The 17,926-nt window shown below is 35.5% G+C and carries 13 protein-coding genes and 3 tRNA genes; 6 read left to right on the plus strand and 10 right to left on the minus strand.

Translation table 11 applies throughout. The features are described from left to right. Positions 1 to 54: 54 nt before the first annotated feature. Both ACO05S_RS14375 and ACO05S_RS14380 read right to left on the minus strand, forming a co-directional pair. Positions 55 to 2,445, minus strand: coding sequence for a TonB-dependent receptor plug domain-containing protein (locus tag ACO05S_RS14375; RefSeq protein ID WP_421918704.1), 2,391 nt, complete (start codon positions 2,443 to 2,445; stop codon positions 55 to 57). Between the two features lie 167 nt (positions 2,446 to 2,612). After that, positions 2,613 to 4,775 carry an HD family phosphohydrolase gene (locus ACO05S_RS14380; protein ID WP_421918705.1) on the minus strand — a complete coding sequence of 721 codons (2,163 nt, stop codon included), beginning with the start codon at positions 4,773 to 4,775 and terminating at the stop codon, positions 2,613 to 2,615. 191 nt (positions 4,776 to 4,966) lie between these two features. Between ACO05S_RS14380 and ACO05S_RS14385 the strand changes: the two genes are divergently transcribed. Together ACO05S_RS14385 and ACO05S_RS14390 are read left to right on the plus strand one after the other, a co-directional pair. Further along, a complete protein-coding gene (locus ACO05S_RS14385) occupies positions 4,967 to 5,758 on the plus strand; it encodes an NlpC/P60 family protein (RefSeq protein ID WP_421918706.1) in 792 nt (263 codons plus the stop codon). Between the two features lie 78 nt (positions 5,759 to 5,836). Continuing rightward, on the plus strand, positions 5,837 to 6,274 hold the full coding sequence (locus ACO05S_RS14390; RefSeq protein ID WP_421918707.1) for an NUDIX domain-containing protein: 438 nt from the start codon (positions 5,837 to 5,839) through the stop codon (positions 6,272 to 6,274). 253 nt (positions 6,275 to 6,527) lie between these two features. Here the strand turns inward: ACO05S_RS14390 and ACO05S_RS14395 are convergent, their stop codons facing one another. From ACO05S_RS14395 to thrS, 7 genes are all read right to left on the minus strand, one after another. Then, positions 6,528 to 7,169: a WbqC family protein gene (locus ACO05S_RS14395; RefSeq protein WP_421918708.1), complete on the minus strand. Its 642-nt coding sequence runs from the start codon at positions 7,167 to 7,169 to the stop codon at positions 6,528 to 6,530. Positions 7,170 to 7,262: 93 nt separating this feature from the next. After that, positions 7,263 to 8,651 carry a signal peptidase I gene (gene lepB, locus ACO05S_RS14400; RefSeq protein ID WP_421918709.1) on the minus strand — a complete coding sequence of 463 codons (1,389 nt, stop codon included), beginning with the start codon at positions 8,649 to 8,651 and terminating at the stop codon, positions 7,263 to 7,265. Positions 8,652 to 8,683: 32 nt separating this feature from the next. Continuing rightward, on the minus strand, positions 8,684 to 9,397 hold the full coding sequence (dapB, locus tag ACO05S_RS14405; protein WP_421918710.1) for a 4-hydroxy-tetrahydrodipicolinate reductase: 714 nt from the start codon (positions 9,395 to 9,397) through the stop codon (positions 8,684 to 8,686). 223 nt (positions 9,398 to 9,620) lie between these two features. Next, positions 9,621 to 9,974, minus strand: coding sequence for a 50S ribosomal protein L20 (gene rplT / locus ACO05S_RS14410; protein ID WP_421918711.1), 354 nt, complete (start codon positions 9,972 to 9,974; stop codon positions 9,621 to 9,623). Positions 9,975 to 10,062: 88 nt separating this feature from the next. Then, the gene (rpmI, locus tag ACO05S_RS14415) at positions 10,063 to 10,260 is read right to left on the minus strand and encodes a 50S ribosomal protein L35 (RefSeq protein ID WP_054722596.1); all 198 of its coding nucleotides are present in this window, start codon (positions 10,258 to 10,260) and stop codon (positions 10,063 to 10,065) included. A 36-nt stretch (positions 10,261 to 10,296) separates the two neighbouring features. Next, complete coding sequence (gene infC / locus ACO05S_RS14420; protein ID WP_421921294.1) at positions 10,297 to 10,848, minus strand: translation initiation factor IF-3; 552 nt, start codon at positions 10,846 to 10,848, stop codon at positions 10,297 to 10,299. Positions 10,849 to 10,869: 21 nt separating this feature from the next. Further along, on the minus strand, positions 10,870 to 12,822 hold the full coding sequence (gene thrS / locus ACO05S_RS14425) for a threonine--tRNA ligase (protein WP_421918712.1): 1,953 nt from the start codon (positions 12,820 to 12,822) through the stop codon (positions 10,870 to 10,872). Between the two features lie 388 nt (positions 12,823 to 13,210). On the opposite strand from thrS, the gene ACO05S_RS14430 reads away from it, so the two are divergent. The 3 genes from ACO05S_RS14430 (at position 13,211) to ACO05S_RS14440 (ending at position 15,917) form a co-directional block, all read left to right on the plus strand. Next, complete coding sequence (locus tag ACO05S_RS14430) at positions 13,211 to 15,424, plus strand: S9 family peptidase (protein ID WP_421918713.1); 2,214 nt, start codon at positions 13,211 to 13,213, stop codon at positions 15,422 to 15,424. Positions 15,425 to 15,731: 307 nt separating this feature from the next. Next, positions 15,732 to 15,804, plus strand: a tRNA-Gly gene (locus ACO05S_RS14435). A gap of 40 nt (positions 15,805 to 15,844) precedes the next feature. Then, positions 15,845 to 15,917, plus strand: a tRNA-Gly gene (locus ACO05S_RS14440). Positions 15,918 to 16,128: 211 nt separating this feature from the next. On the opposite strand, the gene ACO05S_RS14445 is transcribed toward ACO05S_RS14440, so the two are convergent. Next, positions 16,129 to 16,212, minus strand: a tRNA-Leu gene (locus ACO05S_RS14445). A gap of 143 nt (positions 16,213 to 16,355) precedes the next feature. Here ACO05S_RS14445 and ACO05S_RS14450 point away from each other — a divergent pair. Further along, positions 16,356 to 16,904, plus strand: a complete 549-nt coding sequence (locus tag ACO05S_RS14450; RefSeq protein ID WP_421918714.1) for a hypothetical protein — start codon at positions 16,356 to 16,358, stop codon at positions 16,902 to 16,904. Positions 16,905 to 17,926 lie beyond the last annotated feature (1,022 nt).

Raw genomic sequence — 17,926 nt, forward strand, 5'->3', positions numbered from 1 at the left:
GTTTAACATGAATGATTTAAACTATCTTTTTGGACAGGCTCTTTTTTATATCAATTAAATTTGGCACATAATTCCCACCACAAAACTCCTCCCAACGCCTGAAATTCCAGAGGAATAAGGCCTGTAACGCTTATCAAATATATTATCGATAGAGAAATGTAAATCGAAGGATTTAGATATTTGGTAGGAGCTGCTCCAATTTACCACAAACCAGTCCGGAGAGTAGGGCATGCCATTTTTATCTTTTGCATATAAATAGGGCTTATCTTTTTCGACTTCGGCAAGCTTATCGTAGGACATTTTTCCATTGTATTCTAGCTTTAGCATAGAAGTATATTGCCTTGTTTTATAATCTAATTTAAACGAGCCAAATGTAGGGGGAATATGACGAATAGAGCTACCATCCTTGTACTCACCATCGCTATAATTCCAGTTTAGCCTTGCTGTGAGTTGCTGGTTTAATTTGGCAATTATTTGAATATTGGCACCCCATACTTTTGCATTATCAGTATTAACAATTGCCTGCACTTGGCTTTCCACAGCATCGTAAACTATTGTGTTTTGACCATGAAATGTATAATCATCACGAAGCATGGCATCATCAAGAAAGGAGTAAAAAGTATTAAAATCAATAAAAAGAAATTGATTAAAGTTCTTGCTGATGTTAAAATCAAAGTTATAAATGTACTCTGGTTTTAGATCGTCATTTGGTACAACAACTTTGCCTGGTTCTGAATCAAATACTTTACCAATGTCATCGATGTTAGGTGCTCTGAAACCTGAGCTGGCATTAAGTTTTAAATTCCAATCGGATTCTGAATTATAGGTAAGCCCAATTCCTCCGTTTACAGCTCCAGTTGATAAATTAAGATCTGAAAAGGGAAAATTGTAAAAATTATTGTCAAGTTTTGAACTAATGCAAATGTGAGAATACCTAAGCCCAACATTTAAAACCCACTGTGCACTTAATTTATGTTTTAAATTTGTATAAATGGCCGCACTGGTGTGTATTGATTTATCGGGATATCGACTGGCTATTTCTGCAACTTCACCTGTTTCGATATTATCGCTAAAACCTTTTGATCTTAACCTATTGTGGGTAATTTCCGCTCCCCAAAACAAATGACTTGAGCCATTTAAAACTTTTTCAGCATCAGAATTAATAGAATAAATATTTAATCTTTCGGTGCGATTTCTTTTGGTATTAGAGTCAAACTTTCTGTCATGTCTGCTTTCTTTGTAGTGCTGATAGGCACTGTTAATTTTAAAGGAATCGTAAAATGAATTTGATTTTTTAAGTACAAGCTGAAGGTTGTGTATTTGCAGACTTTGTGGTCCGTAATACCATTCTGCATACTTTAAATTGTCTCCTTTGTATTGTGTTAATCTATCGTAGCGAGGAATATCAGTACTTGTTGTGTAATGAAATCCATAAAGTAGATCGGTATTTTCAGTAGCTTTGTATCTGAACTTCTGAACCAAATTGAATTGCTTATAGCCTGATTGTCTTTGCATTTTAGGGTCAGAGTTGGCTACCATTTTGTCAACACCATTCTCTCTAATTGCATATTGATTTCTTAAATAATCATCAGAGCCATCACTACCCATTCTTTGATCATCAAAACGGCTATAGCTAACACTTCCTGCTAAGCTTATTTTTTCTTTGCCATAATTATAAGAGGCATGATTCATGATTTCGTTGTTGGCTGAGGAATAACGATTTTTATATCTAAAACTGGTATTCGACTTGCCAGAGGTAGAATATAGCGGTTTAATTGTATGAAAATCCACTACACCACCAATGGCATCGCTTCCGTAAATAATAGAGCCAGGGCCTAAGATGATTTCAGCAGATTCCAAGCTGTTAGGATCTATATTAATAACATTTTGCAAATTTCCACTTCGGTAAATGGCGTTATTTAAACGAACACCATCTAAAACCAAAAGAACCCTGTTTGCAGCAAATCCTCTAATCATTGGACTTCCGCCACCTAACTGACTTTTTTGAATGTAAACCTGATTGCTGGATTTTAAAAGATCGGCTGATGTTTGTGAAGAAGAGTTCAGTATTTCCTGCTTGTGGATTCTATGCACTTTAAGGGGGACTTCCTTGATGTTTTGTTCCCATTTGTTTGCTGAAACAACAACTTCCTGAATGGAGAAAATATCCGAAACAAGTTCAATTTTGTAGTGTAATAGTTTTAGTTTAGCATGGCTCAATTTTAAATTCAGATAGGATGGATGCTGAAAATAGATAAATCCTTTTCCCGAAAAGTATGAAATGTCGGCTTTGCCGTCTTTGTTGGTGAGGGTGGAGTGATGCGAATCAAAAAGATATACGTTTTCAATTGGTTTTTTGGTTTTTGAATCAACAATAGTAATATTTTGAGCAAAACCATACTGCAAAGCAAGTAAGAGAATGGAAAAATAAATCAATCGAATCATTACAGGAAATAATTGTATTACAAGAAAAGTTAAATATATGATTAATAATTTACTTGAAAACGAAAAGACCCATCAACGATCACCCAACTTTTTATGCCCAGTTAGATAAAATCACCCTCCAGTTGGTAAATTTAATAATTTAGTTGGGAAACAAGTCAACACTTATTCTATTGCTGACTTTGGTATTCTTCTTTGTTGTTCATTTCTTTCGGATACTCAATTCTTGCATGGTATGCATTAATCAAGTTACTTGTAAAAATTTCCTTGATTTCGTTGATGTTTTTAAATGTGATGTCGGCATGGGCAAATCGATTTTCTTGTACCTGCTTGTCGATCATTTTATCTATTAGCTTGCGAATGGTTTCAGGAGTTTTCTCTTTTAAACTTCTCGATGCAGCCTCAATACCGTCAGCCATCATTAAAACAGCAGTCTCTTTGGTAAACGGATCGGATCCGGGATATTGAAATTTTTCTTCGTCTACTTCTTTGTCGGGATACTTATTTTTAAAGGATGTATAAAAATACATTACTTTTCCAGCTCCATGGTGTGTTTCAATAAAATCAATAATTTGCTGTGGCAGCTTGTGTTTTTTTGCAATTTTCACCCCGTATTTTACATGATCAGTAATGATTTGTGCACTTCTGTCATAATCAAGATCATCATGAGGATTTTTATTTGACATCTGGTTTTCGATAAAGTAAATCGGATGTTTCATTTTTCCAATATCATGATAAAGAGCTCCGGTTCTTGCCAACAGAGGATTCCCACCAATTTTATTAATTGCAGCTTCGGCCAAATTGGCAACCTGCAAACTGTGTTGAAACGTTCCTGGCGAATGTTGTATTAATTGTTTAAGCAATGGATGGTTTTGATTAGAAAGTTCGATTAAAGTAACATCCGAAAGAAAACCAAACAGTTTTTCGAAGATGTAAATTAAGGAGTATGAAAAGGTAAGTAGTAAGCCATTAAAAGCAAACCATACAAAATTAAACCATTTAATCTCTGTAATGCTACCTTCCTGAGTTATCGCGAAAGCGAAATAAACAGCACTGTAGGTAAAGAATGTAATGATAGCGGTTAATACCAGCTGGCCTCTTCTTTCTAATCGTGGTAAACTATAAATGGCCATAATACCAGCTGCCAATTGAAGAAATACAAACTCAAATCCGTTTGGAGCCAGAAATCCAGTAATTAAAACAGTTACAATAAACACAAACAATGCCGTTCTGCTGTCCATTAATGTGCGCACCACAATGGTAATAAGTGCAAATGGTATGATGTAGATGTTTGCATCTACATTCTGACCTTGCAGCTTAAGTACAAGAGTCGTAAGTGCAACAAATAACAGCACCAACAAAAATATGAAGAGGAGTTTTTTATTATCGTGCAGGATTTGTCTTCTAAAATTTCGTAAGTATAGAAACAAAAGCACGATGCAGGAAATGATTAATAAGGTTTGTCCTCCAACAATTAGGTAATGATTTTGCGATGCTCCTAAAAATTTTTCATATTCTTTTTTTAGTGATTCTAAGATGAGAAATGTATCGTCATTAATAATATCGCCTCTCAAAACAATGCGAGTTCCAAAATCTACTTTCCCTTTGGTGAGTGAGATGTTCGAAAGCATGCTGTTTTTAATCTGATCGGACATGTTTTTGTCGTAAAAGAGATTTTGCGCAAGAAATGAATCGAGATTTAGACTTTGAATAAAACTTTGAAAAACCAGATTTGTATAGTCGCCTTTTATATTTTGATTAATATCTTGGTAAGCAGTTCTGGCAGAAAAGATTTTATTTGTTGCGATTTGCTCATTAACATTGTTCAACGACTTGTTGATTGTTTCAGGCAAAGTATAATTGTATTGAATTTTTTCGTTTTGAAAATCAGCAATTCCAATTTCGTAGTAGCTTTTTAAGTTCGTTTTTAAATAATTAAAGCAAAGAACTTTCTCAGCAGTGATTCTTTTTTGGGAGTAATTTAGTTTTTTAAATGCCTTCGATTTTTCGAATAGTGTCCATTTTTTCTCAAAATTCTTTTCAAACCGATCCATTACCTTAGGATAAACAGAGGTGTCGACTTTAAAATAGGGGCTGAATCGATTCAAAATACTATCGCGATCCTGATTCAATTCTTTATCAGTTTTTAAAATCGAAAAATCAAATGGGGCAATAAGGGTTTCATGCATCCAAGGCTTACCTTTTTGATATTCATACTTAAAGTTACCTGTATTTGGGAACAAAAGGATGATTAGTACAATGGTTATTGTAGTAATGGTAAATCGATAAATATTGTTTAAGTTTTGTCGAATTAACCTAAAGTATTTCTTCATTCTTTTAAGGCTTAATGTAATGTATGGAAGTGTTGAAATTCTTTGTATAAAATTAATTGAATATTCTTTGGTAAAAAATATTTATTCCTTTCTTTTACCTGCAACATGCAGAGCAAATATATCAATGCAAATGTAAAAACATAATTATATTTTTTATATTTGACCTGTTACAATTATTAAGCAACCACCAAATGAAGTACGGAATTTCCGATTTAAGTATTATTCCAGTTAGAAGAGAACCTGCAGAAAAGAGCGAAATGCTCACCCAAATTCTGTTTGGCGAGCATTTTGAAGTTATCGAAGAAGAGGAAAACTGGTGCAAAGTGCGTTTATCCTATGATAGTTACGAAGGCTGGATTGATTCTAAAATGATTAGTAATGTAGAGTTAGAGTTCTTCAGATTGCTTGATAAGCAGCATTCTGCTGTTGCTAATGATACTTTCAATTTGGTGTTTCAGGAAAAGGATTATTCAAATAAATTGATTGTTCCGGGAAGTTCATTACCTTTTTGTAATCGAGAAGAGAAATCATTTAAAATAGGAGAGAAGAAATATTTCTACCAAGGAAAGGTAACAAACGGATCAGACGAAAATGTTAGGGATTCTATCATTGAAGCTGCGCTTAAATATTTTAATGCTCCTTATTTATGGGGAGGACGAACACCCTATGGGATTGATTGTTCTGGTCTCACTCAAATTGTTTACAAGTTGAATGGAATTGGTTTGCCGCGTGATGCCAGTGAGCAGGTTCTGATAGGTGAACCTTTAACTTTTGTAGAGGAAGCTTTGCCCGGAGATTTGGCTTTTTTCGACAACGAAGAAGGTAAAATTACACATGTAGGCATTATTTGGGATCGTCATAAAATTATTCATGCATCGGGTAAAGTAAGAATTGATAACGTTGATCATCAAGGAATTTTTAATGTTGATACCAAGCGTTATACCCACAAATTAAGAGTGATTAAACGAATTATAAAACAGTGATCAGTAAATTGAAGTTTAATTATTGATGAAGATTGGTTTTTAATTACTCATTCATTCGCTCATCCAAACAAAAAAATCATGTATACCTACCAATATCCACGTCCTGCTTTAACTGTTGATTGTGCTGTTTTTTGCCTTTGCCATTCAGATACTTATGTGTTGCTAATTGAGCGTGCTAACGAGCCGTTTCAGAATAAATGGGCTTTCCCGGGTGGATTTGTGGATATGGATGAAGATTTGGATACAGCGGCTTATCGTGAGCTAAAGGAAGAAACGGGTTTCGAAGCTGTTTCCATTTCTCAATTCAAAACATATGGTGCGGTAAATCGAGATCCACGTGGCAGAACCGTTTCGGTAGTGTACCTGGCACAAATGGAGGCGGAAACTTTACCGCAAGTTAAAGGGGATGATGACGCTTTAAAAGCACAATGGCTTGATGTGAATGATTTGCCAGGATTGGCTTTCGATCACGATCAAATCATGAAAGAGTTAAAAGGTTATCTGAATCTACTTTAACGTGAGTTCGACGTAAAATTCGTTCACAGTTTGATCTGATTTTGAGTAGAAATTTTCGAATGAATATCGGGATATTTCAAGAAGATTTGAGGAAATTTATGCCGAAAGCAGGCAAACACATAATGGAAAGTTCTCTTTACGACATCTTCACATTAAAAATTCCTCAAAATAGCCCGCTATTCTTTCCAAATTTTTAATGCAAATCTATCGCAAATATAACTTTCTGTGGATAGAATTTTACGTCGAACTCACGTTACTTTAAGCAAGATTCAAGATAGTAAGAGCTATCCGAACCCATATTAAAAATCAAATCCAAAATACTTAAGTTAGGGATGAAACCATGTTTATCTCCAAACACCTGAGTGTAGACTTGCGGATGAAACATTTCATCTTTCAATTCTTTCGATTTTTTGGGATGGATGATATTCCTGTAGTCGATCATGTTGGGAGTTTTTAATGGAATAAAATCATCGGTTAGAGCATTCTTGTTTTCTATTTCAAGTATTTCACAAATTTCAGATTGAATTTCAAGATTAAAATCTAAAAGGTAATCCCATTTTTGGGAGAAAAACCGTGCCAAATCATCAACGTAATACTCATAGAAGGGAGATGATTTGTAGGCAGATTCTATTCCTTTCCAATGTAGCTTTTGCCAATTGGTGTCGTATGATATTTTGACATCTTTGGTTAAAACTTTTTTACTTGTAGCCTTTACGACAGGCACAGAAATAGCTAATGCCCCATTTGCTCCATAAATATTGCATCTGTTTCGATACGATTGCTTTGAGTAATTTTCCCACTGTTCAATCATAAGCTTAGGATACTGAACAAACTTGCAATAATATTTAATTGGTGCAAAATATGCTGTAGAAAGCAGAGCTGTAGTGTTTTCCATTTTTCTTCTGTTTGGATTGCGAAACTATAAAAAAATAGAGAAAAGCAAAAGGCACCCACAACAGGTGCCTCTATAATATATTGATTTATATTTCTAATGAATCCATTTAAAAATACGGTTCCATCTAATCTTTTCAAATCCGTCTTGTTCTTTATCGAGCGATAACCAAATAAAAGAAGCTTTACCTACAACGTGATCTTCGGGCACATATCCCCAATAGCGCGAATCTGCTGATTTGTGACGATTATCACCCATCATCCAATAGTAATCCATTTTGAATGTATAAGAATCAGCTATTTTTCCATTGATATAAATGCTTGAATCTTTCACCGAGAGTTCATTTCCTTCATAAGCATGAATGGCTCTTTCGTACAATGGAAGAGTTTTTAAATTCAATTCAACGGTTTTACCTTTTTGTGGGATAACAAGCGGGCCAAAGTTATCTCTGTTCCAGTTGTAGTGCTCGCTAAATGGGAAAACATCTTCTGGTGTACCAATCCCATGAATCATTTTAACCATTGAGGATACATTTCCTAGTTTGCCAATTTTATCGGCTTTTTCTTTTGATAGTGGCATGTGATAAACCGACCCGCTATGAATCATCTCAGCTTTTGAAATATTCATTTCCTGTAATTTTCGAGGATTAATCAATGTACCGTTGGTACGAACCTCGTAATTGAACTGAACTTCTCCTACTTTTTCCTGTGGTTTTCCATTAATATACAATTGACCATCGATACTGGAAATGGTGTCTCCTGGCACAGCAACACATCGTTTGATATAATTCTCACGCTTATCAACCGGACGAGTATCTATTTCCATGTTTTGGGCGAAATATTTTCTGGCTACACGTTCATATTCTTTGTCTGGCTGAATATTTCTGCCTTTTTTCATGTCATTTCCCTTTATGTTGGCCGCTGCCGATCTTAACTGGGAGTAATAATCCGGATTTTCTCTTCCAACAACTATGGTGTCACCTGCCGGAAAGTTGAATACCACAACATCGTTACGTTTTATCTCATTAAATCCTGCAAGACGCTTGTAAGGCCAGTTGATCCATTCCAAATACGATTTGGTTTTGCTTGTACCAGGCATGGTATGATGTGCAAAAGGGAAGGATAGAGGTGTATTGGGCACCTTTGGTCCGTAAGCCACCTTACTCACAAATAAATAATCGCCTACAAGCAATGATTTTTCCATAGAGCTGGTAGGGATAGTGTAAGCTTCGATAAAAAACATACGAATAATAGTAGCCGCAACCACTGCAAAAATAATGGCATCAATCCATTCAATAGCTGTACTTTGTTTTTTAACTCCCTTTTTCTTCCAAAAGGACCAATGAACCTTTTTGCTGATATAAACATCAAAAAGGATGGGTAATCCTAATAAAAGCCAATAACTGCCAATCCATATAATCATTAATAATGTAATGATTAGAGCAATTGAAAACTTAAACCATTTGTTTCTTAGTATGTTTGTCATTCAATAAAATTTAAATGATTATTCAATTTTCATTATAGTTGAAGAAGGTCTTGCATTCCATAAAAACCTTCTTTATTCGGCATGAATTCCGCCGCTAAGACTGCTCCTAAAGCAAAGCCTTTGCGGCTGTATGCCTTATGTTGTATCATAATTTCATCCACCTCCGAATGCCATGTGATAGAATGTGTTCCGGGAACTGCACCATGGCGTTTGGCCAATATGCTAAGTTCGTTTTCTTTGGTGCTGGTGGCTTCAATCCATTTGTCTTTTTTTGGATGATTCTCAAGAATTCCATGGGCTAAGGTTAAAGCAGTTCCGCTCGGCGAATCCAATTTATGGATATGGTGAATCTCTTCCATATCTACGTTGTACGCCTGAAAAGGAGCCATTAGTTTGGCAAGTTTTTTATTCAACTCAAAAAACAGATTCACACCCAAACTAAAATTCGAAGCATAAAAGAAGCCTTTTCCTTCCTTGCATTGTTTTTCAATTTCAGGCAATTTATCAAGCCATCCTGTAGTTCCAGATACTACAGGAACATTTGCTTCAAAGCATTTTAGATAGTTGTCATATGCCGAATCAGGATTTGTAAATTCAATGGCAACATCTATATTTTGCAATTGATCGGCACAAAGATCCTTCGGATTGTGCTGATCGATAATTAATCCGACTTCGTGGCCACGATCAAGAGCGATTTGCTCGATTTCTTTACCCATTTTTCCGTAGCCTATTAATGCAATTCTCATCTGTGGTTGATTTAAAGGGATATTTTTGGTTAATAGCTTCCCAATTTTAACGATTTCAAAAATAGTAAATCCAAAGCATAATAGTAACAGGCCAAGCAGCTATTATTAGGCTTTTTCGATAATGTGCTTAATGTGAGCAATAAGCACTTCTTATTGGATGTTGAAGAATGTAAAAAAGGGATTGTGATTCACAATCCCTTTTCAAAGTAAATAATTTATAGTACTATTTAGCTGTTTGTGCTTTTCCAATAACAGCTTTAAATGCTTCTGGATGATTTACGGCTAAATCTGCTAAAACCTTACGGTTGATTTCGATATTAGCTTTGTGCATCAAACCAATTAGCTGTGAATACGAAAGACCTTCAAGTCTTGCCGCTGCGTTGATACGCTGAATCCACAATGCTCTGAAGTTTGATTTCTTTTTCTTTCTATCACGGTATGCATATTGCAAACCTTTTTCGAAAGTATTTTTGGCTACTGTCCAAACATTAGCTCTTGCTCCAAAGTTCCCTCTGGTTTCTTTTAAAATTCTTTTTCTTCTAGCTCTTGAAGCTACAGAATTTACTGATCTTGGCATAATTCCTAATTTTTGAATGTTAGCGTTCCACTTAAGGACTCTTTGGGGCTAACCACTCGGTTAATAACAAAAAATCAATAACTGATTCTTACAACATGTTAAGCATTAACTTAACGTTTTTCTGGTCTGCTTTATTTACAGTACCAAAGTAGGTAAGATTTCTCTTCCTTTTCGTGCTCTTTTTAGTCAAAATGTGACTTTTAAAAGCGTGCTTTCTTTTGATTTTTCCAGATGCAGTCAAAGTAAATCTTTTCTTTGCACTGCAATTTGTTTTCATCTTAGGCATTGTACAAATTTAAAATTAATGTATATATAAATTATTTTACTTTTTCTTTGGAGTAATGAACATTGTCATACGCTTACCTTCCAATCTTGGTAATTGTTCTACTTTTCCTAATTCTTCAAGGTCTTGAGCGAATCTTAACAATAAAATTTCGCCTTTGTCTTTAAATAGGATCGAACGTCCTTTAAAGAATACGTATGCCTTAACTTTTGCTCCTTCGTTAAGAAATTTTTCAGCATGCTTTAATTTAAAGTTGTAGTCATGTTCGTCGGTATTTGGTCCGAAACGAATCTCTTTTACAACAACTTTAACCGCTTTAGCCTTCATTTCCTTTTGTTTCTTTTTCTGTTGATAAAGAAACTTTTTGTAATCGATGATCTTACAAACGGGTGGATCGGCTTTTGGTGAAATTTCAACTAAATCCAATTCTTGGTCTTCAGCAAATTTCAATGCTTCAGAAATTGAATAAACTCCTGGTTCTACGTTTTCTCCTACAACGCGAACAGTACGGGCTCTAATTAACTTATTAATTTTGTGTTGAGCCTCCTGAGGCTTTCTGGGTCCTCTGTTTCTTTGATGAAATCCAGCTATGGCTAGGTCCTCCTAATTTAGTTAGTAATTCTCGATAGAAGACAATTGTGCTTCTACTTCTTTATTAATAAACTCTGCAAATTCTGTAATAGTCATAGATCCCATGTCACCTTCACCTTGCTTGCGAACCGAAACAGTGTTTTCAGTAGCTTCTTTTTCACCAACAATAATAAGGTATGGGGTCTTTTTCAACTCGTTGTCACGGATTTTTCTTCCGATTTTCTCGTTGCGATCATCTAATACGGCGCGAATATCGGAATTATTTAACGAATTTAAAACTTTTTTTGCATAATCGTTATATTTTTCGCTAATCGGCATGATAACAGCTTGTTCAGGTGTCAACCACAATGGGAATTTTCCACCGGTATGTTCAAGCAGTACAGCTACAAATCGCTCCATCGACCCAAAAGGTGCACGGTGAATCATAATTGGTCTATGTTTTTGGTTATCACTACCTACATATTCCAATTCGAAACGCTCAGGCAAGTTGTAATCCACCTGGATTGTACCCAATTGCCATTTACGACCAATCGCATCTTTTATCATGAAGTCAAGTTTTGGGCCATAGAAAGCAGCTTCGCCATATTCTACTACTGTTTCCAAACCTTTTTCTTCAGCAGCTTCGATAATTGCCTTTTCTGCTTTATCCCAATTCTCTTCAGTACCAATGTATTTTGAGTGATTTTCTTTATCGCGCAAAGAAATCTGAGCAACATACTCCTCAAAGTTAAGCGCCTTGAAAATGATAAAGATAATATCAATAACCTTCTTGAACTCTTCCTTTAATTGGTCTGGAGTACAGAACAAGTGAGCGTCATCCTGGGTAAAACTACGAACACGAGTTAAACCATGAAGCTCACCACTTTGCTCATAACGATATACAGTACCAAACTCAGCAAAACGAACAGGCAGATCCTTGTACGAACGAGGTTTAAATTTATATGCTTCGCAATGGTGAGGACAGTTCATTGGTTTCAACAAATACTCTTCTCCCTCTTGTGGAGTTTGAATGGCCTGGAATGAATCTTCACCATACTTTTCGTAGTGACCGGAAGTTTTGTAAAGATTGATATTACCAATATGTGGAGTGATGATTTGCTCGTAACCGAATTTCTTCTGAACTCGTTTCAGGAAGTTTTCGAGACTTTCTCGCAATTGCGCACCTTTAGGCAACCAAATTGGCATACCCTGACCAACATTCTGTGAGAATGTGAACAACTCCATTTCCTTACCCAATTTTCTATGGTCGCGTTTTTTCGCCTCTTCCATCATTATTACATACTCGTCAAGGTATTTTTTCTTTGGGAAAGTAATACCATATACACGAGTAAGCTGAGGACGTTTTTCATCGCCTCTCCAGTAAGCTCCTGCAACCGAATTTAGTTTGATTGCTTTAATATAGCTTGTGTTTGGCAAGTGTGGTCCTCTGCATAAATCGGTAAAACTACCTTGTTGGTAAAAGCTAATCGTTCCATCTTCCAACTCGTTGATCAACTCAAGTTTGTACTCCTCATTTCTATCGCCGAAAAATTGAAGAGCTTCCTCTTTGCTTACATCAGTTCTTTTATATTCGTTCTTGCTGCGAGCAAGTTCAAGCATTTTTTGTTCAATTTTAGGAAGATCTTTATCGGTAAGAACCGTACCGTTTCCTAAATCAACATCATAATAAAAGCCCATATCAATTGCCGGGCCAATACCAAACTTTACACCTGGATACAATACTTCCAAGGCTTCGGCCATCAGGTGAGCTGAAGAGTGCCAGAAAGCATGCTTTCCTTCTTCATCATCCCATGTATGAAGCTTAATACTTGCATCTTTATTAATCGAGCGTGTAAGATCATACAACTGATCGTTTACGCTTATCGACAAAACCTCTTTTGCCAATCGACTTGAAATGCTTTTTGCGATCTCGATACCAGAGATGCCAGCTTCAAATTCTTTTACTGTTCCATCAGGAAATGTAATTTTAATCATCCTATTGTGTTTAATTGTTTATTCACACCGCTACAAACCAGCATGATATACTTAAAATAGAAAATATGAATTTCACTTTGATATATGGTTGATTCTAATATAAATCAGCCCTTTTAAAATTCAATCCACAAAGATATAACTTTCTGATCAAATAGAACTTTAAATCATGAGCAATATCTAACAATCCAAAAGAATTAGCGATTCTTTAAAATAGGCGATATGATAGTTGTAAGAATTTGAATGAATTCATAAAAAAAATGAGATGCTTGTAAGCTCTGTTGTTTGTGATTTAATCAGGCTTAAAAATTTTTCTTTTTTACAAAAAAGTAGAATCTTTGAATTTTGGAAAAACACAAGCTATACGAATTGTAAACTTTATTCAACAAACATGAAGAAAATAAGATTGATTTTATCAGCGATGATCTTGCTATGTTTCTCGCTCTTGGTTGTTGCCCAACAAGAGGTGAAAAAAATTAGCATGGAAGATTTGATGTTGTATGGAACCTTCAGACAAAATTCAATTCATGGATTAAGATCTATGAACGATGGAGTACATTATACTACTTTGGAAGAAAATGGGACTAAGATTGTAAAGTACAGTTTTGCAACAGGCAAAGCTGTTGAAACCCTTTTCGATTTAAGTGAAATGAAGGATACTGAATTGAAGTATATCAGCGAATACGAATTTAGCAGTGACGAGAAAAGAATTCTTTTGACTACCAAGCAGGAGAGAATTTACAGAAGATCTTTTACTGCCGATTACTACGTGTTTTCATTTAAGAATAAGGAGCTTGTTCCTTTATCGAAAAATGGAAGACAACGATTGGCAACTTTCTCACCAAACGGAAACAGGATAGCTTTTGTTAGAGACAATAACCTGTTTATTCATAATGTGCTGTTCGGCTCTGAAATCAGAATTACCAAAGATGGGGAATTCAATAAAATCCAAAACGGTACTCCGGATTGGGTTTACGAAGAGGAATTTGAATTTAACAAAGCATTTGCCTGGTCGCCTGATAGCAAGTTTTTAGCTTATATGAAATTCGACGAGAGTGAAGTGAAAATGTTTAACATGAACAAGTTCGAGGGATTGTATCCACAGGTTAAAGACAATGCTTTATATCCTGAAAACTACACTTACAAATATCCGAAAGCAGGAGAGGAGAACTCCGAAGTTAGTGTTTGGGTATATAATGTAGATGATCGTATTACCAAGAAAATGGATGTGGGAGATGAAAGAGATCAGTACATTCCAAGACTGAAATGGACCAAGGATCCTAAGAAACTTGCCATTTACAGGTTAAACCGTCATCAGAACAAATTGGAGTTTTTGGTAGCCAATGCAAAAACCGGAGAATCGGATGTAATGTATACACAAGAAAACAAGTACTATGTTGAGGAGCGCAATTTCGACTTTTTGACTTTTCTTGATAATGGAACACAGTTTATTTATGCCGATGAAAAAGATGGTTTTAACCATTTGTACCTGTATGATATGCTAACAGGAAAAGCGGTACAGCAGATAACTTCGGGAGATTGGGACATGACTAACTTTCTTGGTTTTGATGAAGCAAAAAAAGTATGTTACTACGAATCGGCTGAAGTGTCGCCAATGGATAGAAATACCTATTCGGTTAAAGTAAATGGAACAGGAAAGAAATTAATCACGCCTGGCAAAGGAACCAATCAAACTGTATTTAGCAAAGGATTTAAATATTACATCAATTATTTTTCAAGTGTTACTCAGCCAAATACAGTGAGCTTGTACAATTACAAAGGCAAGCAGATTCGTGTGTTGGAAGACAATAAAGCGCTAGTAGAGAAGTTGAAAAACTACCAGTATCATCCAAAAGAATTCACCATGTTGCCAGCAGCCGATGGCATGACCATGTTGAATGCATGGATGATTAAACCATACAATTTTGATCTTTCGAAAAAATATCCTGTATTAGTAACTCAGTATAGTGGCCCTAATTCACAGAGTGTGCAGAATAAATGGAGCTTTGATTGGTATCAGTATTTGGCACAAGAAGGGTACATTGTTGTTTGTGTGGATCCAAGAGGAACAGGAGCACGTGGACAGGAATTTCGCAAGTGTACCTATATGCAATTGGGTAGATTAGAGTCTGACGATATGATTTCAGCGGGAAGAGCATTATCGGAGGAATCATTTGTTGATAAAAATAGAATTGCCATTTGGGGTTGGAGTTTTGGTGGGTTTATGTCGTCGCTTTGTGCAGAGAAAGCTCCGGATGTATTCGCAGCTGCCATTGCCATTGCTCCTGTTACCAACTGGAGATATTACGATACGGTTTACACCGAGCGATTTATGAGAACTCCACAGGAGAATCCTAAGGGTTACGATGACAACTCGCCAATTAATCATGCACATAAATTGCAGGCTAAGTTGTTACTATGTCACGGAACAGCTGATGATAATGTGCACATCCAAAATGTATATGAGTTTGCTGAGCGATTGGTGCAAGCAGATAAGCAGTTTGAAATGCAGATTTATACCAACAGGAACCATAGTATTTATGGCGGAAAAACCAGATTGCATTTGTATAAACGATTCAATAAATTTTTAAGTGATCATTTGTAATATATTGGTATAAGACAAATTGCCTTGATAATATTGTAAGAGAGGAAAAATTGAAGGATTTTTCCTCTTTTCTTTTGTTCAAATATTCAGAAATTTAAGAAAGCCAGTTCTAAAATTTTGAAACAATCAGGATTAAAATGATGATTATACATACTTATTAATGATTATTTTGCTCTTGGGGCTTGCATCTGAAAAATGGAAGAAAATTACAAACAGATGAAACTTTTTTGAAAAAAACACTTGTCAAAACCTCGGGATTATCTATATTTGCATCGCAAAAGTAAGAACAAAGGTTCTTCAAAAAAATGCGAGAATAGCTCAGTTGGTAGAGCATAACCTTGCCAAGGTTAGGGTCGCGAGTTCGAGTCTCGTTTCTCGCTCAAAACGGTTTATCTTTTCCGTTTAAATAAAAAAGAAAATGCGAGAATAGCTCAGTTGGTAGAGCATAACCTTGCCAAGGTTAGGGTCGCGAGTTCGAGTCTCGTTTCTCGCTCTTTTGAAGAAATTTCCACTTGTGTGGATGTTTTACTGTACAAACTAGCATTACTAAGAGGCTGTCTCAAAAGAGGCGGCCTCTTTTTTTTTCAATCATGCGAAAGGGTGCGGCTTTTCTTAATCGCACTTAATAGTCATATCCAAAAACCAAAAATGCGCCTATTTACGATGAAATAAGCGCACTTTGCTTTTAATGTACTTTATAAAAGTGCCCAAGGCGGGAGTCGAACCCGCACGCCCAATCGGACACATGGCCCTCAACCATGCCTGTCTACCAATTCCAGCACTTGGGCAAGGCATGCAAAATTAACAAAAAAGAAATAACTGCAAAAGTTTTTTAATGCAATCAAAAGGGATTACCGATTTAATAAGAATCGATAATGTATTGGAGAATGATTGCAGGTTTAATATCTTTACGCCGCATTAAGAAATACATATGACTGATCAGAAAAAGGACTATTCCTATTTAGATAAAATTGCTTTACAATCGGATAAATGGGATGGTTTACACAAGAATGAAGTGCAGGTTATGACTTTCAGAACCTGCTTTTTATATGGCGAAAGCAGAAACAAAAACATCATTCCCGTACTTTTTCGAATGTATGAATATTTAATAGAAACAAGCTCTGGCGAAGAAAGAACCAAGCTTCTTGCCTCATTAAGTTCTGTAATTCGCAAAAATAAGCCCCAAGCCATTATGGCTTTATTTCCTTTTATACAGGTTGAAACCGATGGAGAAATTGTTCGTGCTGCAAGTCAGTTTTTCGTGAACCTATCTGTTCTGTCGAATAAAGAATTTTATTCAGGATCAAATATCATGTTAAAGCTGATCAAAGATGCTCCCGAAGAAAGAAACTCTGCTTATATCATTTTGGGACTTCTGGATATTGAGAATGATAATATCAAGCAAATGCTTCGATCCGTGAAACCGCAATTGGGAATCGAGGTAATTAGTATACTTCATAACAATGGTGTGCAGCTTTAATAATCAGAACTCAAATTCATTGTGGTCTCAATCTTCGGTCACTTTGTGGCAATTCCCCTACTTTTCGCATATTTTATTGTACTGATGTGATATTTTGCTATACTTTGCCAGTATTTGCTGCACATTCTTTCTGTTTTATTGTGCCCACAAATTATTTTCCTAGCTTTTTATAATGACTTAGTTTCACCTATTGGTATTCTGCCTTGTATGGCACACCAAAAGAAGAACTTTAATCACTAAACTGGCAAAAAAAAAAAACTTCGAACATCAGATTTACCGGTAAATCCGATCAAAAAAAACTTCGAGCATTAGATTTACCGGTAAATCCGATCAAAAAAAAAAAATTTCGAGCATTAGATTTATCGGTAAATGGAACTCTTAATTGTAGAACTGATGTGACGATCTTCTTTTGCAAACTGTCAAGAATAAATGGGAGCATTTAATATCTAACCTGAGTTCGACGTAAAATTCTATCCACAGAAAGTTATATTTGGGATAGATTTGCATTAAAAATTTGGAAAGAATAGCGGGCTATTTTGAGGAATTTTTAATGTGAAGATATCGCAAAGAGAACTTTCCATTATGTGTTTGCCTGCTTTCGGCATAAATTTCCTCAAATCTTCTTGAAATATCCCGATATTCCTTCGAAAATTCGAGAAAATTTCTACTCAAAATCAGATCAAACTGTGAACGAATTTTACGTCGAACTCACGTTATCTATCATTTTGATTTGTTTATAATTTTTCCATTCGTCAGATGGACAATACAAGCTCAAAATAATCATTAAGGGGTAGCTTGTTTCATCATAAAACCAGGATTGTTTCTGTTAAAAATGAAAAAAAATCAAATGGATTGGATGGGCTATCCTTTTTGAACAGTCCATAAATATTGGCTTTAAAGCTTCTTGTAAGGAATGGAAATATTAGAAAAGTTAAATGAAATGATGTGTAATTATATGAAACAAACCAGCATTATTTGCAGGGCGTAGTAGTTGGTAATTCAAGTGTTTTTATAAAACACGA

The organism is Marinifilum sp., assembly GCF_965230805.1.
GTDB lineage: Bacteria > Bacteroidota > Bacteroidia > Bacteroidales > Marinifilaceae > Marinifilum.

Coding starts and splice junctions, on each gene's coding strand:
- thrS (WP_421918712.1), bottom strand. CDS start 12,822: ATGATTAAAATTACATTTCCTGATGGAACAGTAAAAGAATTTGAAGCT.
- lepB (WP_421918709.1), bottom strand. CDS start 8,651: ATGACAAACATACTAAGAAACAAATGGTTTAAGTTTTCAATTGCTCTA.
- ACO05S_RS14430 (WP_421918713.1), top strand. CDS start 13,211: ATGAAGAAAATAAGATTGATTTTATCAGCGATGATCTTGCTATGTTTC.
- ACO05S_RS14375 (WP_421918704.1), bottom strand. CDS start 2,445: ATGATTCGATTGATTTATTTTTCCATTCTCTTACTTGCTTTGCAGTAT.
- ACO05S_RS14390 (WP_421918707.1), top strand. CDS start 5,837: ATGTATACCTACCAATATCCACGTCCTGCTTTAACTGTTGATTGTGCT.
- rpmI (WP_054722596.1), bottom strand. CDS start 10,260: ATGCCTAAGATGAAAACAAATTGCAGTGCAAAGAAAAGATTTACTTTG.
- dapB (WP_421918710.1), bottom strand. CDS start 9,397: ATGAGAATTGCATTAATAGGCTACGGAAAAATGGGTAAAGAAATCGAG.
- ACO05S_RS14395 (WP_421918708.1), bottom strand. CDS start 7,169: ATGGAAAACACTACAGCTCTGCTTTCTACAGCATATTTTGCACCAATT.
- ACO05S_RS14380 (WP_421918705.1), bottom strand. CDS start 4,775: ATGAAGAAATACTTTAGGTTAATTCGACAAAACTTAAACAATATTTAT.
- ACO05S_RS14385 (WP_421918706.1), top strand. CDS start 4,967: ATGAAGTACGGAATTTCCGATTTAAGTATTATTCCAGTTAGAAGAGAA.
- ACO05S_RS14450 (WP_421918714.1), top strand. CDS start 16,356: ATGACTGATCAGAAAAAGGACTATTCCTATTTAGATAAAATTGCTTTA.
- rplT (WP_421918711.1), bottom strand. CDS start 9,974: ATGCCAAGATCAGTAAATTCTGTAGCTTCAAGAGCTAGAAGAAAAAGA.